Here is a 20293-nt window from a genome sequence, read left to right as displayed (position 1 = left end):
CTTGAGCCGAAGGCCACCGCAGGTAAATATAGCCGATATTCCTTCACCTCGCCTCCTCGCACTGGCGGCTTTGGCCTCCAGCCGTGGCGCTGCGGAATTTGTCCACGCCGCCTAGACTCCATTCCAACCAGGACTCGCCGGCACCAATGCGCCAATCGCACCCAAGGTTGTGCACTCGTATCCAAGGGCCCCGTTCACGGGTATGGTAATGCGGAGTTGCAAACAGCGGTTGGCGCAAAAGCCGGTTGTCGTTCGTCTTGAGACCAAAAGGCACGGTCGGCCAATCGAACCAAACCGATACCGGCAACGACAGTCTCTCCCGGACTGGCCGAACAAACCACGCGCGAGATAGCACAATGACCGATGCACGCCCCCCTTTCCCGCCGTTCGATGCCGCCAGCGCCGCGCAAAAGGCGCGCGGCGCCGAAGACGGCTGGAATTCGCGCGATCCAGGTCGCGTATCGTTGGCATACAGCGTCGACAGCCGCTGGCGCAATCGCGCGACGTTCCTTGAAGGACGCGATCAGATTGTCGCGTTCCTCGCCGAAAAATGGCGCAGGGAACAGGAGTACCGGCTGATCAAGGAAGTCTGGGCATTTTCCGGCAACCGCATCGCCGTGCGGTTTGCCTACGAATGGCATGATGAGGCCGGATCGTGGTTTCGGTCCTATGGCAATGAAAACTGGCAATTCGACGAGAACGGTTTGATGACCCATCGCCACGCGTCAATCAATGACCTGCCGATCGATGCCGCCGAGCGTCTGTTCCATTGGCCGCTTGGCCGCAGGCCCGACGACCATCCCGGTCTCAGCGACCTCGGGCTCTGACGGCGAAGGGGTGGAGGTGGTCTTCTGCCATGCTTCGCTTGCCACAAAGCGCATCGACGCCATCGAGGGGGATGGCGGTCCTCGCGGGGTCAGGCCTGCTTTGGTCCGATGCTGGCCCCGAGGGGCGCGGAAAGCCGATGCCACGGCGCTGATACCTTCAGAGCCAGTCTATCCGGTGCCTTTGAAGCCACAGCCCGGCCCATGGACAGGGCCGCCACCGGTCAATTCCCGGAGCCCCACCGAGCCGATCGTGAAGTATGAATTTCCTTCAAATCCAACAACCAATAGATGGAATTGATCATGAACACGGAATTGGCATGCCTTGCCGCAAGCGGTGCACTTTGCCTGGCCTTGCCGCTTATCTACCTTCCGCTTTACCAGAAACAGGTCGGCACCGCTGGCTTGTCGAGCAATCGCGACGCGGTCGCTGAGCCCACCGGTGCGGCCGGTCGCGGCCTCAGGGCCCATCGCAACCTGGTTGAAAACCTCGTGCCGTTCGCAATCGCGGTGCTGGTTGCGCACGCTGTCGGTATCTCGAACGGCATGACCGCAGCAGGTGCCCTGGTCTTCTTCGTGGCAAGACTGGTTCATGCAGTCTCTTACTTGCTTGGAATAATCGGAATTCGCACGCTTGCCTATCTGGGCGGGCTCGTCGGTACGGCCTTGATCCTGTATCAACTCGTCTGATCGGTATTCCGTTGGCGATCGGCGGGCAAAGCAGCGCTTCCAACCCGCTGCTGTGCAAGTCAGGGCTTCATGGTTTCCCGCTGTTGCCTGATCCACATCGGTCGCGTGCCACCGCGATCGATGTCCAGGCCATCCCTTTGGGAAGTGCAGGTGGCTTTTCGACTCTGACTTCGACATAGCGATTGCGCGGTTCGCGCAGGCACGCCTGTGCCACGCGTGCCGCAAAGGTCTCGATCAAATCGCAGTGGCTGCGTGCAACCCGTTCGATGATCGACGCGATCTCGGCATAGTCGAAGGTGGCGGCCAACGTGTCCGCCTGCGGTGGATCGGTCTCGATCGCCACATCGACAACCAGACGCTGAACGCGCCCGTGCTCATGGTCATGCACACCGATAGCGGCGTCGACTTCATAGCGATTTACCCCAATGTGGCAGATCGACATGCGGCGCTGATGGCCTGGTGATGATTTGTGCGCCAGCGCTCGTCGCTGTTCCATGTCAAACCGGCGACTGTTGCTTTGCCGCCTTGACCGTGTTCAGCAGTAGGCAGGCTATTGTCATCGGGCCGACACCGCCGGGAACCGGGGTGATTGCCCCGGCATGATGAACCTGTTCAAACGCGACATCGCCAAGGATCGCGACCGTTCCATCGTCATGAACCTGCCGGTTGATGCCGACGTCGATCACGATGGCCCCGGGTTTGACCCAGTCGCCACGAACCAGACCGGGCGATCCGGCCGCCACCACTAGAATATCGGCGGTCCGGGCAATGTCCGGCAGGCCGCGTGTATGGATATGCGTAACGGTGACAGTGCATTCGCGTTCCAGCAGCAGGAGCGCAACCGGTTTGCCCACGATATTGGATTTGCCGATAACGACAGCCTGCAGCCCTTTGAAATCGGCAACCACGCTTTCCAGCAGCATCATGCAGCCCATTGGCGTGCAGGGCAGCAAGCCGCCCGTCCCGCTTGAAAGACGGCCGACATTGACCGGGTGAAAGCCATCGACATCTTTCGCGGGATCGATTGCGTCTAGAACTTTGTGACTGTCGATCTGTGCGGGCAACGGCAGTTGTACCAGAATGCCGTGCACCTGGGGATCGGCATTCAGGTCGGCAATGATGTCGAGCAGCACGCGTTCGGTGCATGTCGCGTCAAACCGGTGCTCGATCGAGCGGATGCCGACTTTTGCGCACTGCGCGATCTTGCGTCTGACATATATTGCACTGGCCGGGTCGGACCCGACGAGAACGACCGCCAGCGTCGGAGCAAAACCCTGGCGCGCGCTGAAGTGTGCGACCTCGGCTTCAAGCGAGGCGACCAGAGTGGCCGCCATCGCCGCGCCTGACATGATATCGGCCACAAACTCAGTCCCTGAACACGATAGTCTTGCCTGCATTGACCAGGATGCGGTCCTGAAGGTGGTAGAGCACTGCCCGCGCCAGTACGCGCTGTTCGATGTTGCGACCTTTGCGCACAAGATCATCGGGCGTGTCGGCATGGGTGATCGCTTCGACATCCTGCACGATGATTGGCCCTTCATCGAGATCGGCGGTCACGTAATGGGCCGTCGCGCCGATCATCTTGACACCGCGCGCATGCGCCTGGTGGTACGGTTTGGCGCCCTTGAATCCCGGCAGGAAACTGTGGTGGATATTGATGCAGCGCCCGCTCAGAAAACGGGCAAGATCGTCCGACAGAATCTGCATATAGCGTGCAAGCACGACGAGTTCGGCGCCTGTTTCGTTTACGATCTGTTTGATCCTGGCTTCCTGATGCGGCTTGGTGTCCCTGGTGATCGGCAGGTGGTGGAAGGGGATGTCGCCGATCAGCGAGATGTTCAGCGCGTCGCTGGGATGGTTGGATACGATGCCCACCACCTCCATATCAAGTTCGCCAATACGCGAACGATAGAGCAGATCGCCCAGGCAGTGGTCGAATTTCGAAACCAGGATCAGCACTTTCCGCCGCTGGTACAGCGGTCGGATCGACCATTCGATGCCCAGTTCGCGCGCGCTTGCATCAAAATCCCGGGCAAAGCCTTGCGCTTGTTCGCGGGTCAGATCGACAACCGTCCGCATGAAGAAATACCCGGTTTCGGGGTCATCGAACTGCTGCGCTTCGCGAATGTTCCCGCCAGCCGCGAACAAGGTGCCGCTGACTTTGGCAACCAGGCCGGGTTGATCGTGGCAGGACAACGTCAGGACATGGCTTTCAGACACGGAATTCGGCTCCACTTGTGCTTGGCTGAACGCCTGTTTTTGCGGCGTTGGTCTGGTGGTGTGGATCATCGGGTGGCGCCACGTGCGGTCTGCGCGAACTCTGCGACCCACTGGGCGGTACGGGTAAGGCCGCCGAACGGATAGAAGTGAAGCGCAACATCACCATGCAGGTCGGGCTGAAGGCCGTTCGCCAGTGCGTTGACAAAGCGATCGGGCCCCGCCGTGCCAAGCAGCCTGGTCACCGAAATCCCGTATTTCTTGAGCACGCTGGCCGATGCCCCCACGCCACAGCGGGTGGCAAACCGCAGCAGCGTCTTGATCGAGGTCGGGCCGGGCACGCCGACGCGAACCTGGCCATGCACCCCGTCCGCGCGGATCTGCGCCAACCAGTGCAGCACCGGTTGCGGGTCAAAGCCGAACTGGGTCATGATCGCATAGTCGATCGATTGGGCATGCAGTTCGGCCTGCTTGTCGAGCATCGCCTTGCGCAGCTTGTCATGGCCGATTTCGGGATGGCCCTCGGGGTAGCCCGAAATGCCGACATGACCGATCCCGTACCGGGCCAGCAGTCCGCTGCGGATCACCGCCAGTGCGTCCTCGAACGGGCCGAGCGGAGTGGGCGGATCGCCCGCGACGACAAACACTTCGTTGACCTGTGCCTGTGCGATCAGGGCTTCGAGATAGGCTTCGAGTTCGGCGGAACTGCCAAGGCGCCTTGCCGAGATGTGCGGCACTGGAACGAAGCCCAGCCGACGCACCATCGCCGCTGCCGCGATGCGCGCGTCCGGTTCTTCGCCCGGCAGAAAAGTGACCGAGATGCGTGTACCAGGCGCGATGAGCGGGGCCGCTTCCGCAAGGCTGGCGGTATCCTTCGCGGTCATCTCGAGCGAGTACTGGTCGGCCAGCCGACGGGTGGGCAAGATCGCGTTCAGGGCGGTTGCGGTGGCAGTCGTCATCGGCATCGTCCAATCTGTGCGGCAGGCACGCGCCCGCCCTGCCGGCCGTCGTGTCGAACCGCCGGGGTTGAAGGTCATCGAGGGGGAAGGCGCCGCAGCCGCGCGGCGCCTTCATCTCAGGGGCGTGGCCTCATGCCGGCACGGCGTGGCCGATCGCCTCGCGATACGCGCCCATCGCGGTGGCGTTGTACGGTGCTGGCGCGACAGTGGCGCGGATGGGCATCTGGACGTGGCGTTCGACCACGGGCTTTGATGATCCGCCGTCTTCCTCGCCCCAAATGAGCGTGACTTCAGTGCCCAGCGCTGCGTGCGCGTCGTCCACCATCGCCAGCGAAACCCATTCGGCAAGGTTCGCATTATAGCCGGAATAGGTCGACAGCCCGACCATATCGCCCTTTGCATCGAGCACCTTGTCGTAGGGCAGGGTCGCATAGTTCGAGGCCGGCCATTCCAGATATTTGCCCCGCTTGTCCCGGTTGAACTGCGACGCGAGCACCGCGATGACATCCTCGTTTTTCCACACGAGGGTCACCTTCTTGCGGTGCGGCTGCCCGGAAAGGCGCTCGAGCGCATCGCGACCGATGAAGTCATGATCGAACTTGACGAAATTGCCATAGCCGATGTCCCAGGGCGTTAGGTAATAATCCTCGATGCGGGACGAGACAAAGCTGCCGCCGAGCGAAGCCATCGCCTCAAAGCCCTTCGCCGGAAGGTATTCGCGATAGGGCTTCATTGCCTCGCCCGAGTAGATCGCCGGCATGGGTGAGGGGATCCAGCCGTTTTCCAGCATGCTGGTGGCATAGGCCCGTCCGCCGGCAGCCTTCAGGCCCAGATCCTTGCCGGCCTCCATCAGCGCCGCGTGGACTTCCGGGCCGAATTCGGCAGGCCCCCAGAGCTCCAGCCCCGGCTCACCCGACATGCCGTGCTTGAGCGCGCGGACAGGGTGACCGGCAATGGTAATCTCGCCCATGTGGAAGAATTTGATCAACGGCAGGGGGCCACCATGCACACGCTCGAGGATTTCGGCGGCGTTTGGCCCCTGGACCTGATAGCGAAAGGTCAGGCGACGACCGTTGTTTTCGACATTGCGAACATCTTTGAGCGTCGTCACGTCATATTTGCCGGTCTTGGCGTGAAATTCGACCCAGTTCTGTACCGTCGGGCGGCCGATCAGCAGGACCTTGTTTTCGGCAAGGTAGAAACAGATGCAATCGCCGATCATCTGCCCGTCATAATTGCAGGCGACATATTGCTTTGCGCGATTGGGTACAAAATTCTTGAAGCTGTTAACACCAATGTCCGACAACAGCCGAAGCGCATCGGGGCCTTCGACATAGAGATCTGTCATGTGGTGCGATTGGTCGAACAGAACGGCGGTTTCGCGCCAGGAGTGCTGTTCGTCGCGCCAGTTGGTGAATTCTCCGGGCAAGGGGAAGACGTAGGCTCCGATTTGGGATTGCCGCATCATTTCCAACGGATCGCCGCCTGCTGCAACGATCTTGTCTTCCAGGCTCCGCACGCTCATTCGACTCTCCTGTTACCCAAATTTTTTCTGATCTCGTCCAGCGCGGCGATCGTCGCGGTGTGGGGACAATCCGATGGCTTTGGGCCGCGACTGCTTCCAGAATGTCGCTGTCAAAACTCACCAGGATCTGCGTATGTCCTCATCCTGCTCACTCTCGTGGGGCGTTCGGCCAACGGCATCGATCATGCATCGCAGGGATAGACCGGGGGTGACCCGCGCTCCACAAAGCTTTGGGAATAGTGACTATCAGGGGTTATATAATTCAGAGCCCTTGGGGATGCGCCCAAAGGCTCAATAAGACGCAAGGCTGACAACAAGATCGGCTGCCGGGAGGCGAAAGGAAATAGCGTGGAGTTGCGTCGTCTCGATCTGAATCTGTTGTTCGTGCTGGATGCTTTGCTGGACGAGCCGACGATCACCCGTGCTGCGCAACGGCTGCAACTGAGCCAGCCAACTGTCAGCGCCTCTCTGGCGAAGCTTCGCGATGTGTTCAGTGACGAATTGTTCGTTCGATCGCATGGAACCATGAATGCGACGCCGCTGGCAATGTCGCTGCGCGAGCCTGTCAGCAACGTGTTGCGGTTGATCCGGCATGATATCCTGGCGCGATCGGGGTTCGATGCGGCAACCAGCCGCGATACCTTTACGATCGGTTTGTCCGATATCGGCGAACTCGAATTCCTGCCAAGCCTTATGCAACGCTTTGCCGAACTTGCCCCTTACGCACGCGTGAAAGCGGTCTCGTGCAATCCGGAGATCCTGGCCGACGCGATGGATGCGGGTGAAATCGACCTCGCAGTGGGGTATTTTCCCGATCTGACGACATCGGGGTTCAAGCAGCAGGTGCTGTTCGCACACGAAACCAGCGTGGTCGTTCGTGCCGGTCATCCACAATTCGCCGACGGGATCACGCTCGACCAATATCGCGGCGCCCGGCACATCGCGGTCGAGCAGCAGAGCCGCCATCACGACATTGTCGAATCAGCGCTCGCCCGGCAGGAGATCGAACGCAATGTTGTGCTGACCGTTTCTCATTATGTGAATGTTCCCGCACTGGTCGCCCAGTCGGACTTTGTTGCAACCATCGCCAAGCCGCTGGCCCGGCGTTTTGCCGAACACTACCCGCTGTGCCTGTTGCCGGTGCCGTTTGACATTCCGCCGCGGCAGATCAAACAGCTTTGGCATCGCCGTTTTGACAACGGCGAACGGCTGGTGTGGTTGCGGTCTCTGGTTGCATCGATGAGCCAGAACCGCCCGAATTTGTAAGAGTCTGACCCGAAACGCGCGAAAGAGCGCATTTCGAAGTCGACCCCGGCCGCTCGCCCCACCCGACCATCGTGCTTATGGGTGGACAGGTTGGGGGTCGGGCCGTTCCCAATTAAGACACTGAGAGTCTGTTTCGAAACAGCGCCTCGTGTAATCAGGCGCGCGCGCCGCTGGCCAGCAGCTTTGCAATGCCTTGCCGCAGCCAGCGGTGTCCGGGGTCGTGCTGGCACCGTTCGTGCCAGTATTGCTTGACCTGGAAACGCGGCAGATCGATTGGCGGAGGCATCGTCACGAGGTTCAATTGGACCTTGAACAATTCCGCGACGCGGCGCGGCACGGTGAGGACGTGATCACTGTCTCCAATCAGCATTGGGGCGAGCGAAAAGCTGTAGGACATCAGGCGGACATTGCCCGGCGGAACGATGGCCAGGATCTTTTCCTCCACCTGTTGGTGGACATGGCCTGCGTTGCGTGCGCTGATGACCACATGGCGCGCCTGCTGAAACCGCTCGATCGAGGTGGGGGTGGCCACCAGGGGATGCCCCTGGCGCATCGTGCAGACATATTCGTCGTCATAGAGTGTCTGTTCGATAATGCCTGCGGACAGGCCTGGAAAACCACCGACCGCCACGTCGATCTCGCCGGTTTCAAGGCCTTCGGGCAGGCTGTCCCGCCCGAGCGGGACGCCCGTAAACCGTGCCGACGGGGCCGTGTGCTCGGCCCAGGTGTCAAGGGCTGGCAGCACCGTCAATTGGCCAAAATCCGATGCCGCGATGGTAAAGTTGCGTTGGGTCGTCGATGGTTCGAAGGCGCGTTCCCCGATCAGGCGGTCGCGATAGATCTGCAGAATGTCGCGGACCGATCCAACCATCGCGTCTGCGGCTGTGGTTGGTTCCATCCCCGAGGAGGTGCGCACGAACAGCGGATCGCCAAAGTGCGCGCGCAGCTTGGCGAGCCAGCGGCTCACGGTTGGCTGGGGGATATCCAGGGCGCGGCTGGCCTCGATGACGCTGCGGAATCGGTAGACGGCATCGAACACCTGAAGCTCGGCCAGGCTTATGTCGGCCAATTTGATCAAGGGTGCCTCCTGCCCGGTCGACGTATGGACCGCAAGCAAGCGTAATCCGGAATTCGAATTGAGGCCATCTGTTTTGCGGTGTGGCATTCGCAGAAACTCTGGGCAAATCTCGAATCTGGCGGCGCTACGGGCGTCAAGTCATCGCCAAAATGAATTGGAGAGGCCAGTTGGGACTGCAGATTGAAAACCGCACCATTGTCGTCGGCGGCGGGCCGGTCGGACTGATCACCGCGCTTGCCCTTGTCCGCAAAGGTGTGCCGGTGCTCGTGCTTGAAGCCGAAACAAAGCCCATTCAGGATCCGCGCGGCGCGGCGTTCCATCCGCCGACGCTGGAAGTGCTTGAAGGGCTCGGCGTGCTGGATGACCTTATGGCGATCGGCCTCAAAATTCCGGTCTGGCAGATCCGCAATCGCGATGGTGGCATAATTGCCGAATTCGATCTGGGCATACTCAAGGATCATACCGCCTATCCGTACCGCTTTCACCTGGGTCAGCAGAAAGTCGTGCCGATCCTGCTGGCGGCGCTTGCGCGTGAACCCTTGGCGCAAGTGCGGTTCGGCGTGCGGGTTACCGGATATGCAGAGCATCAGGACGGCGTCGTGGTGACGTGCGAGGACGATGCCGGCGCCGCCGGGGAATTCAGCGGACGCTGGCTGGTCGGCGCCGATGGCGCGAGGAGCGCCGTTCGCAAGGCGGCGGAGATCGAATTCGAGGGCTTCACCTGGCCCGAGCGCTTCGTCGTGACCAATCTGGCCGATGATCTGGGGGCATACGGATTTGCGTTCACCAATTACGTGACCGATCCCGATCGCTGGGCGGTGGTCCTTCGCCTTGAGGACGAACAGGGTGCGCCCAACTGGCGCGTGACCTATCCCACGGATCCGGGCCTGACCGACGAACAAGTGCTCGATCCGGCCAGCGTTCAGGAACGGCTCGTGGATGTCATTTCGGGTGCCGAAACGCTGCACGTTCGCTATTGCGGGATCTACCGCGTGCACCAGCGCGTTGCGGCACAGTTCCGCAAAGGGCGGGTGATGCTGGTCGGCGATGCCGCGCATATCAACAATCCGCTGGGTGGTTTTGGTCTGAACAGCGGCGTTCAGGATGCTGCCAATCTTGCCGAGAAACTGGCGGAAGTCTGGCATGGCCGTGCCGATGACGGCCTGCTTGACCGCTATGATCGCCAGCGCCGTACCAGCAATATCGAATTCGTGCAGAAGGCCAGCATCCGCAACAAGAAAATGGTCGAAGAGCGCGATCCCGAGGTCCGGCAAAAATCCCAGGCGGAACTCGGTGCCATTGCGCGCGATCCGGTTCGGGCCTTGGGCCACTTGCTCGAATCCTCGATGATCAATTCGGCGCGGTCGGTGGCGGCGATCGAATAGCCGTTGCTGGCGGGCAGACGGACGGGCCGTCGCAGTTTGTCTGGCGTTTCGCGGGGAAATCAGGAATGACCGTGAAAGGGCTGTCTCTGTCGTTTTTGCACCTCACCGTGTTCGAGGCGATCATGCGTCTCAAAAGTGTGACGCAGGCCGGTGAGGCGCTGGACATGCCGCAGCCGACGATAAGTCGACACCTGCAACATCTTAGACGGCATTTCGACAATCCGCTGTTTGTGCGCACGCGCCACGGTCTGGAGCCAACGTCGGTTGCGCTGTCTGCCGCTTCGGGTGTTTCGGCGACTCTTGAAATTTATCGCACCCGGCTGGTTGCCAACCCGACTTTCGATCCCGCGGAATCGCGGCGGAATTTCCTCATCGCCGCGTCGGATGTCGGTCATTTGCTGACGATGCCGCGGCTGGAACAATGGGCGGCGCGGACTGCACCCAAAGTGCGGTTCACCGCCGTCTCGCTAGGGGGCAACCGGCTTGTTGCGCAGCTTGAAGCCGGTGAGGTGGATATTGCGATCGGCAGCTTTCCCACGCTCTTCACGGGGATTCGCGAGCAGGCCCTGTTTACCGAAAGCTATGTCTGTGTCGTGCCGCATGCCCTTATCGCGGACGGCGAACTCACGCTCGACGCGTACAAGCGCGCGCAGCATATCCTCGTTGACGGACGTAGATTGGGACACATCCACGAAGTCGTCGAAAAGACGATCCTCGGGATCATCGGCGAGAGCCAGGTTCGTGTCGTATCGGAAAATTTCCTGTTGAGTGCGCACATTGCCGAACGCGCGGACCTTATCCTGACCGTGCCGTCGCGGGTTGCCAGCATCGTCAATGCCGATGCGGCGCGGACCGTCAAGCCCCCCGTCCAACTGCCCGGTTTCACGGTAAAGCAATATTGGCACGAGCGGTATGACCGCGAGCCCGGAAATATCTGGCTTCGTTCGACGATCGCCCGTCTGCGCCAGATCGAAGGCTGAACCAGCCACTTGGAGGAAACATGGTGCTCAAGCTCTATTACAACCCGGGTTCATGCTCGTTGGCGGCCCATGCGGCGCTGCTTGAAGCTGGACTGGCTTTCGAGATTGAAAAAATAGACCTCGCCAGTGCAGCGAATGAAAGCGAGGCCTATCTTGCCAAAAATCGTTGGGGCCGCGTGCCGGCCTTGGTGATCGACGACCAGATCCTGACCGAGAATATCGCCATCTTGAGCTTTGTTGCGGATCTGGCGCCCGAACGCGGGTTGCTGCCACCGCCGGGCAGCTTTGCGCGGATCAGGGCGCTCGAATGGATGGCGCTGTTGTCCAGCACCGTTCACGTCGCATTTCGGCCCCTGTTCCGGCCCGGACGGCTGGCGTCCAGCGCGGCCGGGCAGGCGGATGTCGCGGCAATCGGGCTCACTTCACTGAACCGGACGCTGGGACTGCTCGACGCCCGGATCGGCCGGGGGCCTTACGCTTTGGGTGAAACCTTCAGCCTGGTCGATGTCTACCTGTTTGTGTTTCTGCTGTGGATGCGACGGCCGATGCTCGCCGGGAAACTCGACGCGAGGCCCAATCTCGACGCGATGCTGGCGCGCCTGGCGGAGCGCCCCGCGATCTCCAGCGCGATGGCGGCCGAGGGTTTGTCCATCACCATCGCCCAAGGTTGAATGCCTCGGGCATCATCCGGATTCCGAATACTCAATATTCGCCTTGTTGGATCGTCAAAATCTCTGCCGATGATAGATTGAAGGCCACTTGTTGAAAAATAGTCAGTTTGCATACGTCAAGCGGTATCCAGACATTTTTCGCCATTGCCGTCAATTTATCCATTCGATTTATACGAATAGGGAGAGATAAAATGAGCCATAAGCGCATTACCGGCCTTCATCACATCACGCTTTGTACAGGTACCGCACAAGGTGATATCGATTTTTTCGTGAAAGTGATGGGACAACGCTTCGTGAAGCGAACGCTGTTCTATGACGGCAGCATCCCGATCTATCATCTCTATTTTGCAGACCAGCTTGGAACGCCGGGAACCGTGATGACGACGTTCCCGACCCGGCGTACCGGCATAAAGGGTCGCCGGGGCGCGAACCAGTTTACCACCGTTTCCTATTCGATCCCCAAAGGTTCGGTCGGATGGTGGGTCAGGCATCTGGCGGCCCATGGCATCGCGACCACCGAGCCGCGCGAGCGATTTGGCCAGGCTTTTGTCGGTTTCGAACATCCCGATTGCGGTATCGCTTTCGAGGTGGTCGAGGATGGCCGTGACACGCGGGTGCCGTGGGTTTCGGACTATGTCCCGGCCGAGCATGCCGTGCGCGGCTTTCACAGTTGGACCGCCTCGGTCAACGAGATCGAGGACATGGACTGGTTCATGAACAACGCCTGGAATTTCGAGAAGATCGGCCAGGAAGGCGACATGTACCGCTATGCGGTACAAGGCGATGACGGCGCGGGAAAGCTGATCGACATTCTCCATGAGCCAGGCAAGCGCCAGGGTAGCTGGACCATCTCCGAAGGCATCATTCACCACGGGGCTTTTGCGGTGCCCGATATGGATGTGCAGGCCGAGCTCAAATTCGAGACCGAAGGCATGGGGTTCACCGATTTTTCCGATCGCAAAAATCGTGGTTATTTCGAATCGATCTATGTCCGCACGCCTGGCGGGGTGATGTTCGAGGCGACGCACAGCCTCGGTTTCACGCATGACGAACCGGAAGCCACGCTAGGCACCGACCTCAAGGTTTCTCCGCAGTTCGACGACAGGAAGGACCTCATTCAGCAGGCGATGGAAGACGACCCGATCGCGGTCTGATCGTCCGATGCGGGGCGTCGGCATCGGCGCCCCCTTCGACCGACAGCCGATCGACAAGCGGCCAATGAGGATCCCCTGACATGCATTTTCTGTACGCGCCACATCCCTATCGGATCATCTTTGGCGCAGGTTCGATCGCGAAAATCGCCGAAGAAGCAGGCAAAGTTGGCGCGCGGGCGCTGGTCCTTACCACGCCCGAACAGCGCGGCGAGGGGGAACGGCTGCTGGCGGCACTCGGGGCGGGGGCCGCCGGTCTGTTTGACAGGGCCGTCATGCATGTCCCGGTGGCGACCGCAGAGGCGGCGGCTGCGTTCGCCAGCCAATGCGATGCGGACTGTACCGTCGCAATCGGGGGCGGCTCGACGATCGGGCTCGCCAAGGCCCTGTCGTTGCGCAACGGGCTGCCGTCCGTGGTTATCCCGACGACCTATGCAGGATCGGAAGTTACCCCGATCTGGGGGCTGACCGAGGACGGCATCAAGACGACCGGCCGTGACAATCGTGTGCTGCCGCGCACCGTTATCTATGATCCCGATCTTACGCTTTCGCTGCCTCCGGCGCTGTCGGTGGCAAGCGGGCTCAACGCGATCGCGCATTGCGTGGAGGCTCTCTATGCATTTGACGGCAATCCGATCATCTCGCTGATGGCGGAAGAAGGGATCCGGGTGCTTGCCCGAAGCCTGCCGATCATCAAGTCGACACCCGACGATGCAGCCGCCCGATCCGATGCGCTCTATGGCTCTTGGCTGGCCGGAACCGTGCTCGGTGCGGCCAGCATCGCACTCCATCACAAGCTTTGTCACACCCTTGGCGGCACGTTCGACATGCCGCACGCGCAAACCCATACCGCTGTGTTGCCGCACGCAATCGCCTATAACGCGCCGGCTGCGCCTGAAGCGATGGAGCGTGCCCGTCGGGCGCTTGGCGGTGCCGATCCTGCCACCGCCATTTTCACCCTTGCCAAGGGGCTTGGTGCGGAAATGGCGCTGGCAAACCTCGGGCTGCCATTTGAAGGCATCGCCAGGGCGGCGGAGCTGGCGACCCGCAATCCCTACCCAAACCCCCGGCCGATCACTGTCGACGGCATCAAGCACCTTTTGCAACGCGCCTATGCGGGGCTGCCGCCACTGTCGCTTGTCGAAGCGGTTGCCGCTGCACCATCCTGAGTGCCCTGGCGCGTTCGCGGACTATCGCTCGTTTGGCAAAAAACCCTCCGCAGGCCGCGGAAAACACCCGATGGAGCAAATCTATGGAACCGAAAATCGCACAAAAGGCACCTGTTCCCGTCGCCCTTGAAGCGGGCAAGACGATCTACTGGTGTGCCTGTGGCCAAAGCGCCAATCAGCCATTTTGCGACGGCAGCCATGCGGGTTCGACTTTCGGCCCGAAGCCCTACACGCCGACGGTCAGCGCAACCGCCTATCTCTGCGCGTGCAAGCACAGCAAGAACGCGCCGCTTTGCGATGGGTCGCACCAGGCCCTATAACGGGTTTTCTGGCTGTTTGGCCATGCGCGACAAGGAAGGAACCGGTTTTGGGCGTGATGATTGAGGGCCAGTGGCACGATCGCTGGTACGATACCACGGCGTCCGGTGGCCGTTTTGTCCGGTCCGAAAGTCAATTCCGCAACTGGGTGACACCAGACGGGGAGGCGGGCCCGACCGGTGTCGGCGGCTTCAGGGCAGAACCTGGCCGCTATCACCTATATGTTTCGCTGGCCTGTCCCTGGGCGCACCGAACGCTGATTTTTCGCGCGCTGAAAGGCCTGACCGAGATCATCCCAGTTTCGGTCGTGCATTGGTACATGGGGTCGGAAGGCTGGACATTCGAAGACGGCCCCGGCGTCGTGGCCGATCCCGTCAACGGTGCCCGACGCCTGCACCAGATCTACAAGGCAGCCGTCGCCGACTATACCGGGCGCGTGACGGTGCCGGTGTTGTGGGACACGCACACCGCCGCCATCGTTTCGAACGAATCTGCGGACATAATCCGGATGATGAACGCAGCTTTCGACGCGTTGGGCACAAAGGACGGCGACTATTATCCGGTTCCGCTCAGGGCGGACATCGATCGGATCAACGCAGAGGTGTACGACAGCGTCAACAACGGCGTCTACAAGGCGGGGTTCGCCACGAGTCAGGCAGCCTATGAGGAGGCGGTTGCGCCCCTGTTCGCCACGCTCGATCGTCTCGAAAGCCTTCTGGGGGCGCAACGCTATCTGTGCGGCGATCGCATCACCGAGGCGGATTGGCGGCTGTTTACAACGCTCGTACGGTTTGACCCGGTATATGTCGGCCACTTCAAGTGCAACCTCAGGTGCCTATCGGACTATCCGAACCTGTGGGCCTATACGCGCGAGCTTTTTCAGTGGCCCGGCGTACGCGAGACGGTCAATTTTGATCACATCAAACGACACTATTACCAAAGCCATGAAAGCATAAATCCGACGCGCATCGTGCCGGTCGGGCCGCTGCTGGCATTCGACGCACCCCATGGTCGGGCCCACCGAACCGACCAGGGGGCCTGACCCGACGAGGTGGCCCGCGGGATAGCTGGCAGCACTATGGATGATCGCCGAACCTGCCGCTGACGCGTCGGCACAACGCATGGTCAGCCTGCTGCGATCAGATCCACTGCACGGTCCGCTACGGCCATGACGGTCGCGTTGGTGTTCGAAGAGATGATCGTCGGCATCATCGACGCATCGATGACCCGCAGGCCGTCAACGCCGCGCACTCTGAGCCTGGCATCGAGCACGGCACCCGGATCGCCATCGGGTCCCATCCGGCAGGTGCCGACAGGATGATAATTGCTCTCCGTCGTACGCCGGATGTAATCGAGCAGGTCTTCATCGGATTGCAGTTGGGCACCGGGCAGGCGTTCCTGCGCGACAATGGCGCTCAGCGGACGGGTGGCGGCGATTTCGCGCAGATAGCGCAAGGCACGCAACAGGCGTGCTCCATCGTCGGGATGGCTCAGCCAGTTGAGGTCGACCAGCGGATCATCGGCAGGATCGGCCGATCGCAACCGCACCGATCCGCGCGACCGCGGCCGCACCAGGTTGGCCATGAGCGTGATCCCGGCGCGCTGTTCCCTGATGTCGAGTGCAGGCCACATTACGCCGAGACAATAGAGCTGAATATCGGGATCCGCGTGCGGGTCGGCAAGGTTGACAAACGCCATTGTTTCCGCGCCGTTGGAGGCGATCGGGCCATCGCCGAAAAGAACGTAGCGCATTATGTTGCGCAGCATTTTTGCACCCTTGTCTTCACCGAAATAGCCGAACGACCCGCGCGTCGGCGCAGTGAGGAAGGTGATGTTGTGGTCTTGCAGATTTTGGCCGACGCCTGCCAGGTCGGCGATGACCGGAATGTCGAACTTGCGCAGATCTTCGCGGGGCCCGACGCCGGACAGCATCAGCAGCTTTGGCGTGGCGAACGTCCCTGCGGCCACGATGACTTCGGCGTTGGCGTTGGCGCGGCACAGTTTTCCGGCCACCAGATAGTCGACGCCGATCGCTCGGTTGCCTGCAAAGCGGATCCGCTGGGCGGTTGCGCCGGTTGCGATTGTAAGACGCAGGTCCTTTGCTACCGGACGCAGGAAAGCATCGGCCGCGCTGCAACGAACTTTGCCGTTGATCGTGGTCTGGATAAAACCGGCCCCGGCCAGTTCGCCCGCGTTGAAATCGTCGCGGAACGGCAGGCCAAGGCGCTGCATCGTGCGCAGGAACAGATGCGCGGCCGGTACGATATAGCCCGGATCGCGAACCTTGAGCGGACCGTCACCGCCGTGCGCCGCGTTGTCGAGCCGCTGGTTGCCTTCCTGGCGTCTGAAATAGGGCAGCAGCGAGTTCCAGTCCCAACCGCTGCCGCCACCCATCGTCCTGTCCCAGCCATCGTAGTCCGACCGGGCGCCACGGGTATAGGCCATCACATTGACCGAACTGCCACCGCCGATCACCGTGCCTTGCGGAACGTCGATCGAGCGGCCGCCGAGTGCGGGCTGATCAATCGATGCATAGCGTTTGATGAACGGGCTTTTGCTGAACAGGATCTTGAAGCTGCCGGCCGGCATGCGGATCAAGGGACTGTTGTCGGGCGGACCGGCTTCGAGCAGGAGGACTTTCGCACCGAGATCCTGGACCAGGCGAGCCGCGGCGACGCAACCGGAACTGCCGCCGCCGATCACGATATAGTCGAAGTATTGGATGTCGGTCATACGGCGTTCGCACCAGGCATGTAGATGGCTTTGGTTTCGAGAAATGCGGCCAGACCTTCGGGGCCGCCTTCTCGGCCAAGCCCCGATTGCTTGTAGCCGCCAAAGGGCACGTTCGGGGCCATTTGGAGTGCGTTGACCCCGATATTCCCGGTTCGGATGCGCCGGGCCAGTCGGTAGCCGCGTTCGGGATCGGCAGTCAGGATACTGCCGCTGAGGCCGAAATCGGAATGATTGGCGAGCGCCACGGCCTCGTCTTCGCTGTCATAGGCCTGCACAACCACCACCGGGCCGAACACTTCTTCGCGCGCGATGGCCATGTCGGGTGTGACATCGGCAAAGACGGTTGGCGCGATGAAATAGCCCGCGCCGAAATTGTCCAGACGCGTGCCACCCGTCACCAGACGCGCACCATCGACTTTTGCCTTGGCGATATGGGCCAGCGCCCGCGTCATCTGGGTTGCGCTCGATACCGGTCCCAACTGGGTGGTCGGTTCCCAGGGATCGCCGACCACCAGTGTCGCGATGGCCGCGCCATAGGCCGCAATGATCTCTTCGACGCGCGACCGGGGTGCGATGATGCGGGTCTGGGCAAAGCAGATCTGCCCGGAGAATGGCATGGTGAACGGTGCGATCGCAGGCAATGTCTGACCAAGATCAGCGTCATCGAGGAAGATCGCCGCCGATTTGCCGCCGAGTTCCAGGGTGAAGCGCGCCATGCGATCGAGGCAGGCGCGTCCGACCGCCTTGCCGCCAGCGGTGCTGCCGGTGAAGCTGACTTTGTCGATGTCGGGAGAGGCCACCAGATGGGCCCCGCCAGTACGATCGGCGGTTATCACATTGATGACGCCGGGCGGGAAACCTGCGGCATGGGCGCATTCGGCGACCACGAGCGCATCAAAGGGGGTTTCGGGGGAAGATTTGATCACCACCGTGCATCCGGCGGCAAGCGCGGCGGCAAGCTTGTAGAACAGGATGGGAAGGGTCGCATTCCATGGCGTGATGAGCGCGGCCGGACCAATGGGCTCGCGCATGACTCGCGCCTCGCCGCTCCAGGTTGGACGCCGGTCTTCAAATTGATAGGTTTCGAGCAGATCCGCATAATACCCGAGCATGGCGCGTGCCGTCGGCACAAACATGCCGGCAAAGCTGATCGGGGCGCCGACTTGCGCAGTCCACAGGCGCGCCAGCAAGGGTTCGCGGTGTTCGATTTCAACGGCAAACCGCCGCAACAGATGCGCGCGATCACTTGCAGACAATGTCGGCCATGGTCCTGTATCGAAGGCCTTGCGGGCCGCCGCGGTTGCGCGATCGATGTCGGCGTGGCTGGCCAGGGGCGCATCGATCCAGGCCTTGGCGTCGACCGGACAGACCAGTTCGGTCCGGTCATTGCCCAACGGCCGGGCCCAGTCCCCGTCTATGTAAAAACCGCCCCGCAAGGTGGCGCCAAGATCCGCGATCACGTCCCGGGATCGATCGGTCATGCAGATACCTCTGGATTAAGGGGGAAAGCAGGCAGCTTTCCCCGACAAGGGTGAACCAAGGGTTCGGGTAGTGATGGAATGATGCGCGCAATGCGTGCGCTGTGCGGCAATGATGGGCGGCAAAAAATCCTGATAATGACTATTTGGCTTCTTGCTGTTGCCGACCGGTCTGCCTGGTGGAGGCTGGTCGCGGCACAGTATAGACCTGCCAATATCACGTTGCCGCCAAGTGCAGTTGCACCTGAGTGCATAACATTGCGTGGGTCTGGCGCATCGATCGACGGTCCCACGGGGGAAGAGAGCCATGATAGCCGAGCACCATCGCTGGTCGAGCGGATCCAGCCTGATACCCCGGGCATTTTCGGATTGGGTCGAGGAGGCGAGGGCGCACATCGGCGATCTCGAATTTGGTCCTGTCGATGAAGCCGATTTCCATGCCCGCTTTGTTCAGCGCCGGATCGGTCCGGTCGAACTGACCGCAATCCACGCCAGCCAGTCCCGGGCCGAGCGCCGGGTATCGGGCAAGCGGCCGGCCGCGATGCGCTATGACCTCAAATATATCCGCGAGGGCACGTTGCGCATTGAACAGAACGGGCAGGTTGTGGAGGCTGGTCGTGGCGGCTTCGTGCTCGTCGACAACAACAGCGACTTCCGGTTTGAAACCTCGTCAAAGATCGATTGCATCTGTGTGTCGGTCGACGAGACCTGGCTGCGCACCAAACTGCTCGATCCGGCGGCGTGCGTGCTGCAGCCCGTGGACCGGAAATCGGCCTGGGCGCGGGCGCTTGGGCTGATGTTGAGCGAGCTGGCCGATCTTCCTCCCGGCGACCATGCCTTGCCAGCCGAAGTGATCGCCGAACAGCTTGCCGGATTTATGATGCTGATGTTTCAGGGATTCGAGGTTCAAACCACCAGTTACAAGCAGAAACTGATCCGATCGCTGGTGCGTTCGATCCAGGCCAATCACTACGACCCCGAAATCACACCGGCGATGATTGCGTCGCAACACCGCATATCCAAGCGCTATCTACACGCCTTGCTGGCGACTGCCGGCACGACATTCGGCCGCGAATTGCTGCACGCCCGGATCGAACGCGCGCGATCGATGCTTGAAGACGAACGGTACCGCTTCACCGCCGTGAACGAGATCGCGATGAAGTGCGGATTTCTTGATCCGGCGCATTTCACCCGGCGGTTTCGCACCTTGCAGGGTCGCACGCCAAGCGAATATCGCTCTGGCGCATTCACATGATCAGACCGCCCTGGCCCGAAACCAGCGCGACACTGCGGTGACGACATCGATCGTGACATCGTGCCCGCCGGGATAAGTGATCGCATCGAGCGCGGCCCGGCTATGGTCTGACAGGTAGGTCAGCGCCTGACGGAATTTTGTCGGCGGGATGACGGTGTCGTGGTCCCCCCGGCAAAACAGCACCGGCATCGCGCGCAGTCTGGCGGTCGGAAGCTGGTCGGTCGCAAAGCAGCCCCCGATCATCACCAGGCCTGCATAGGCGTCCGGTTCGGCCAGCGCGAGGCTTGCCGCCATCGCGGCGCCGTTGCTGAACCCGCACAGCCATGGCCGTTGCGCGCCGTTATCGGTCTTTATCCAGTCGCTGACCTTGGGAAGCTCTGCTGCCAGACTGTCGGTGCGGGCAATGCCGATGCCTTGATTTTCGAACCAGGCGTAGCCCGCACCTTCGCGCAACGGTGCCCGATAGGCTCTGACGCTTGCGCCGGAAAACGCCTGGACGATCCGCGTGACCTCGCGTTCCGAGCTGCCACGACCGTGCAGGTAAACGACCTGGGGTGCGTTCGTCTGCATCGGATTGTCGAGGCGCAATACGAT

General features: G+C 61.2%; 20 protein-coding genes. 11 read left to right on the top strand and 9 right to left on the bottom strand.

The window, feature by feature from the left end:
* Positions 1 to 356: 356 nt before the first annotated feature.
* Both AQZ49_RS05365 and AQZ49_RS05360 read left to right on the top strand, forming a co-directional pair.
* Positions 357 to 827 (top strand): nuclear transport factor 2 family protein, encoded by a 471-nt coding sequence (locus AQZ49_RS05365; protein ID WP_067613738.1) that lies wholly within the window; start codon positions 357 to 359, stop codon positions 825 to 827.
* 300 nt (positions 828 to 1127) lie between these two features.
* Complete coding sequence (locus AQZ49_RS05360; protein ID WP_067614241.1) at positions 1128 to 1514, top strand: MAPEG family protein; 387 nt, start codon at positions 1128 to 1130, stop codon at positions 1512 to 1514.
* Positions 1515 to 1581: 67 nt separating this feature from the next.
* Here the strand turns inward: AQZ49_RS05360 and folB are convergent, their stop codons facing one another.
* The 5 genes from folB to AQZ49_RS05335 all read right to left on the bottom strand — a co-directional run bounded on the left by folB (position 1582) and on the right by AQZ49_RS05335 (position 6215).
* The gene (folB, locus tag AQZ49_RS05355) at positions 1582 to 2010 is read right to left on the bottom strand and encodes a dihydroneopterin aldolase (protein ID WP_197410935.1); all 429 of its coding nucleotides are present in this window, start codon (positions 2008 to 2010) and stop codon (positions 1582 to 1584) included.
* Position 2011: 1 nt separating this feature from the next.
* Positions 2012 to 2863, bottom strand: a complete 852-nt coding sequence (locus tag AQZ49_RS05350; protein ID WP_369819089.1) for a bifunctional 5,10-methylenetetrahydrofolate dehydrogenase/5,10-methenyltetrahydrofolate cyclohydrolase — start codon at positions 2861 to 2863, stop codon at positions 2012 to 2014.
* Positions 2864 to 2879: 16 nt separating this feature from the next.
* Positions 2880 to 3734, bottom strand: a complete 855-nt coding sequence (purU, locus tag AQZ49_RS05345) for a formyltetrahydrofolate deformylase (protein WP_067613734.1) — start codon at positions 3732 to 3734, stop codon at positions 2880 to 2882.
* Positions 3735 to 3799: 65 nt separating this feature from the next.
* Positions 3800 to 4690 carry a methylenetetrahydrofolate reductase gene (locus tag AQZ49_RS05340; protein WP_067614239.1) on the bottom strand — a complete coding sequence of 297 codons (891 nt, stop codon included), beginning with the start codon at positions 4688 to 4690 and terminating at the stop codon, positions 3800 to 3802.
* Positions 4691 to 4820: 130 nt separating this feature from the next.
* Positions 4821 to 6215, bottom strand: coding sequence for a vanillate/3-O-methylgallate O-demethylase (locus tag AQZ49_RS05335; RefSeq protein WP_067613732.1), 1395 nt, complete (start codon positions 6213 to 6215; stop codon positions 4821 to 4823).
* A 348-nt stretch (positions 6216 to 6563) separates the two neighbouring features.
* Here AQZ49_RS05335 and AQZ49_RS05325 point away from each other — a divergent pair, with 348 nt between their 5' ends.
* Positions 6564 to 7481: a LysR family transcriptional regulator gene (locus AQZ49_RS05325; RefSeq protein WP_082701529.1), complete on the top strand. Its 918-nt coding sequence runs from the start codon at positions 6564 to 6566 to the stop codon at positions 7479 to 7481.
* Between the two features lie 154 nt (positions 7482 to 7635).
* Here the strand turns inward: AQZ49_RS05325 and AQZ49_RS05320 are convergent, their stop codons facing one another.
* Positions 7636 to 8559 (bottom strand): LysR family transcriptional regulator, encoded by a 924-nt coding sequence (locus AQZ49_RS05320; protein ID WP_067613726.1) that lies wholly within the window; start codon positions 8557 to 8559, stop codon positions 7636 to 7638.
* A gap of 167 nt (positions 8560 to 8726) precedes the next feature.
* Here AQZ49_RS05320 and AQZ49_RS05315 point away from each other — a divergent pair, with 167 nt between their 5' ends.
* The 7 genes from AQZ49_RS05315 to AQZ49_RS05285 all read left to right on the top strand — a co-directional run bounded on the left by AQZ49_RS05315 (position 8727) and on the right by AQZ49_RS05285 (position 15275).
* Positions 8727 to 9944, top strand: coding sequence for an FAD-dependent oxidoreductase (locus AQZ49_RS05315; RefSeq protein ID WP_067613724.1), 1218 nt, complete (start codon positions 8727 to 8729; stop codon positions 9942 to 9944).
* Positions 9945 to 10009: 65 nt separating this feature from the next.
* Positions 10010 to 10924, top strand: a complete 915-nt coding sequence (locus AQZ49_RS05310) for a LysR family transcriptional regulator (protein WP_067613722.1) — start codon at positions 10010 to 10012, stop codon at positions 10922 to 10924.
* A 20-nt stretch (positions 10925 to 10944) separates the two neighbouring features.
* A complete protein-coding gene (locus AQZ49_RS05305; RefSeq protein WP_231738881.1) occupies positions 10945 to 11595 on the top strand; it encodes a glutathione S-transferase C-terminal domain-containing protein in 651 nt (216 codons plus the stop codon).
* Between the two features lie 107 nt (positions 11596 to 11702).
* A complete protein-coding gene (locus AQZ49_RS05300) occupies positions 11703 to 12749 on the top strand; it encodes a ring-cleaving dioxygenase (RefSeq protein ID WP_304438450.1) in 1047 nt (348 codons plus the stop codon).
* A gap of 80 nt (positions 12750 to 12829) precedes the next feature.
* Entirely contained in the window at positions 12830 to 13915 is a 1086-nt protein-coding gene (locus AQZ49_RS05295; protein WP_067613718.1) for a maleylacetate reductase, read from the top strand.
* Positions 13916 to 13998: 83 nt separating this feature from the next.
* A complete protein-coding gene (locus tag AQZ49_RS05290; RefSeq protein ID WP_067613716.1) occupies positions 13999 to 14235 on the top strand; it encodes a CDGSH iron-sulfur domain-containing protein in 237 nt (78 codons plus the stop codon).
* A gap of 47 nt (positions 14236 to 14282) precedes the next feature.
* The gene (locus tag AQZ49_RS05285; protein ID WP_067613714.1) at positions 14283 to 15275 is read left to right on the top strand and encodes a glutathione S-transferase family protein; all 993 of its coding nucleotides are present in this window, start codon (positions 14283 to 14285) and stop codon (positions 15273 to 15275) included.
* A gap of 83 nt (positions 15276 to 15358) precedes the next feature.
* Here AQZ49_RS05285 and AQZ49_RS05280 read toward each other — a convergent pair whose 3' ends face one another.
* Entirely contained in the window at positions 15359 to 16966 is a 1608-nt protein-coding gene (locus tag AQZ49_RS05280; RefSeq protein ID WP_067613712.1) for a GMC family oxidoreductase, read from the bottom strand.
* Positions 16963 to 18447 carry an aldehyde dehydrogenase gene (locus AQZ49_RS05275; RefSeq protein ID WP_067613710.1) on the bottom strand — a complete coding sequence of 495 codons (1485 nt, stop codon included), beginning with the start codon at positions 18445 to 18447 and terminating at the stop codon, positions 16963 to 16965. Before AQZ49_RS05275 ends, AQZ49_RS05280 begins: the two co-directional genes overlap by 4 nt.
* A gap of 304 nt (positions 18448 to 18751) precedes the next feature.
* On the opposite strand from AQZ49_RS05275, the gene AQZ49_RS05270 reads away from it, so the two are divergent.
* On the top strand, positions 18752 to 19699 hold the full coding sequence (locus tag AQZ49_RS05270; protein ID WP_067613708.1) for an AraC family transcriptional regulator: 948 nt from the start codon (positions 18752 to 18754) through the stop codon (positions 19697 to 19699).
* Here AQZ49_RS05270 and AQZ49_RS05265 read toward each other — a convergent pair whose 3' ends face one another.
* Positions 19700 to 20269, bottom strand: coding sequence for an alpha/beta hydrolase (locus AQZ49_RS05265; RefSeq protein ID WP_231738877.1), 570 nt, complete (start codon positions 20267 to 20269; stop codon positions 19700 to 19702). It lies immediately after the preceding gene.
* Between the last annotated feature and the right edge of the window lie 24 nt (positions 20270 to 20293).

It is taken from the genome of Novosphingobium sp. FSW06-99, from assembly GCF_001519065.1.
Lineage (GTDB): Bacteria > Pseudomonadota > Alphaproteobacteria > Sphingomonadales > Sphingomonadaceae > Novosphingobium.
The sequence above is the reverse complement of the archived record's forward strand: the minus strand, read 5'-3'. Positions and strand labels throughout refer to the sequence as shown.

Coding starts and splice junctions, on each gene's coding strand:
- AQZ49_RS05365 (WP_067613738.1), top strand. CDS start 357: ATGACCGATGCACGCCCCCCTTTCCCGCCGTTCGATGCCGCCAGCGCC.
- AQZ49_RS05360 (WP_067614241.1), top strand. CDS start 1,128: ATGAACACGGAATTGGCATGCCTTGCCGCAAGCGGTGCACTTTGCCTG.
- folB (WP_197410935.1), bottom strand. CDS start 2,010: ATGGAACAGCGACGAGCGCTGGCGCACAAATCATCACCAGGCCATCAG.
- AQZ49_RS05350 (WP_369819089.1), bottom strand. CDS start 2,863: ATGTCAGGCGCGGCGATGGCGGCCACTCTGGTCGCCTCGCTTGAAGCC.
- AQZ49_RS05340 (WP_067614239.1), bottom strand. CDS start 4,690: ATGACGACTGCCACCGCAACCGCCCTGAACGCGATCTTGCCCACCCGT.
- AQZ49_RS05335 (WP_067613732.1), bottom strand. CDS start 6,215: ATGAGCGTGCGGAGCCTGGAAGACAAGATCGTTGCAGCAGGCGGCGAT.
- AQZ49_RS05310 (WP_067613722.1), top strand. CDS start 10,010: ATGACCGTGAAAGGGCTGTCTCTGTCGTTTTTGCACCTCACCGTGTTC.
- AQZ49_RS05305 (WP_231738881.1), top strand. CDS start 10,945: ATGGTGCTCAAGCTCTATTACAACCCGGGTTCATGCTCGTTGGCGGCC.
- AQZ49_RS05295 (WP_067613718.1), top strand. CDS start 12,830: ATGCATTTTCTGTACGCGCCACATCCCTATCGGATCATCTTTGGCGCA.
- AQZ49_RS05290 (WP_067613716.1), top strand. CDS start 13,999: ATGGAACCGAAAATCGCACAAAAGGCACCTGTTCCCGTCGCCCTTGAA.
- AQZ49_RS05280 (WP_067613712.1), bottom strand. CDS start 16,966: ATGACCGACATCCAATACTTCGACTATATCGTGATCGGCGGCGGCAGT.
- AQZ49_RS05275 (WP_067613710.1), bottom strand. CDS start 18,447: ATGACCGATCGATCCCGGGACGTGATCGCGGATCTTGGCGCCACCTTG.
- AQZ49_RS05270 (WP_067613708.1), top strand. CDS start 18,752: ATGATAGCCGAGCACCATCGCTGGTCGAGCGGATCCAGCCTGATACCC.
- AQZ49_RS05265 (WP_231738877.1), bottom strand. CDS start 20,269: ATGCAGACGAACGCACCCCAGGTCGTTTACCTGCACGGTCGTGGCAGC.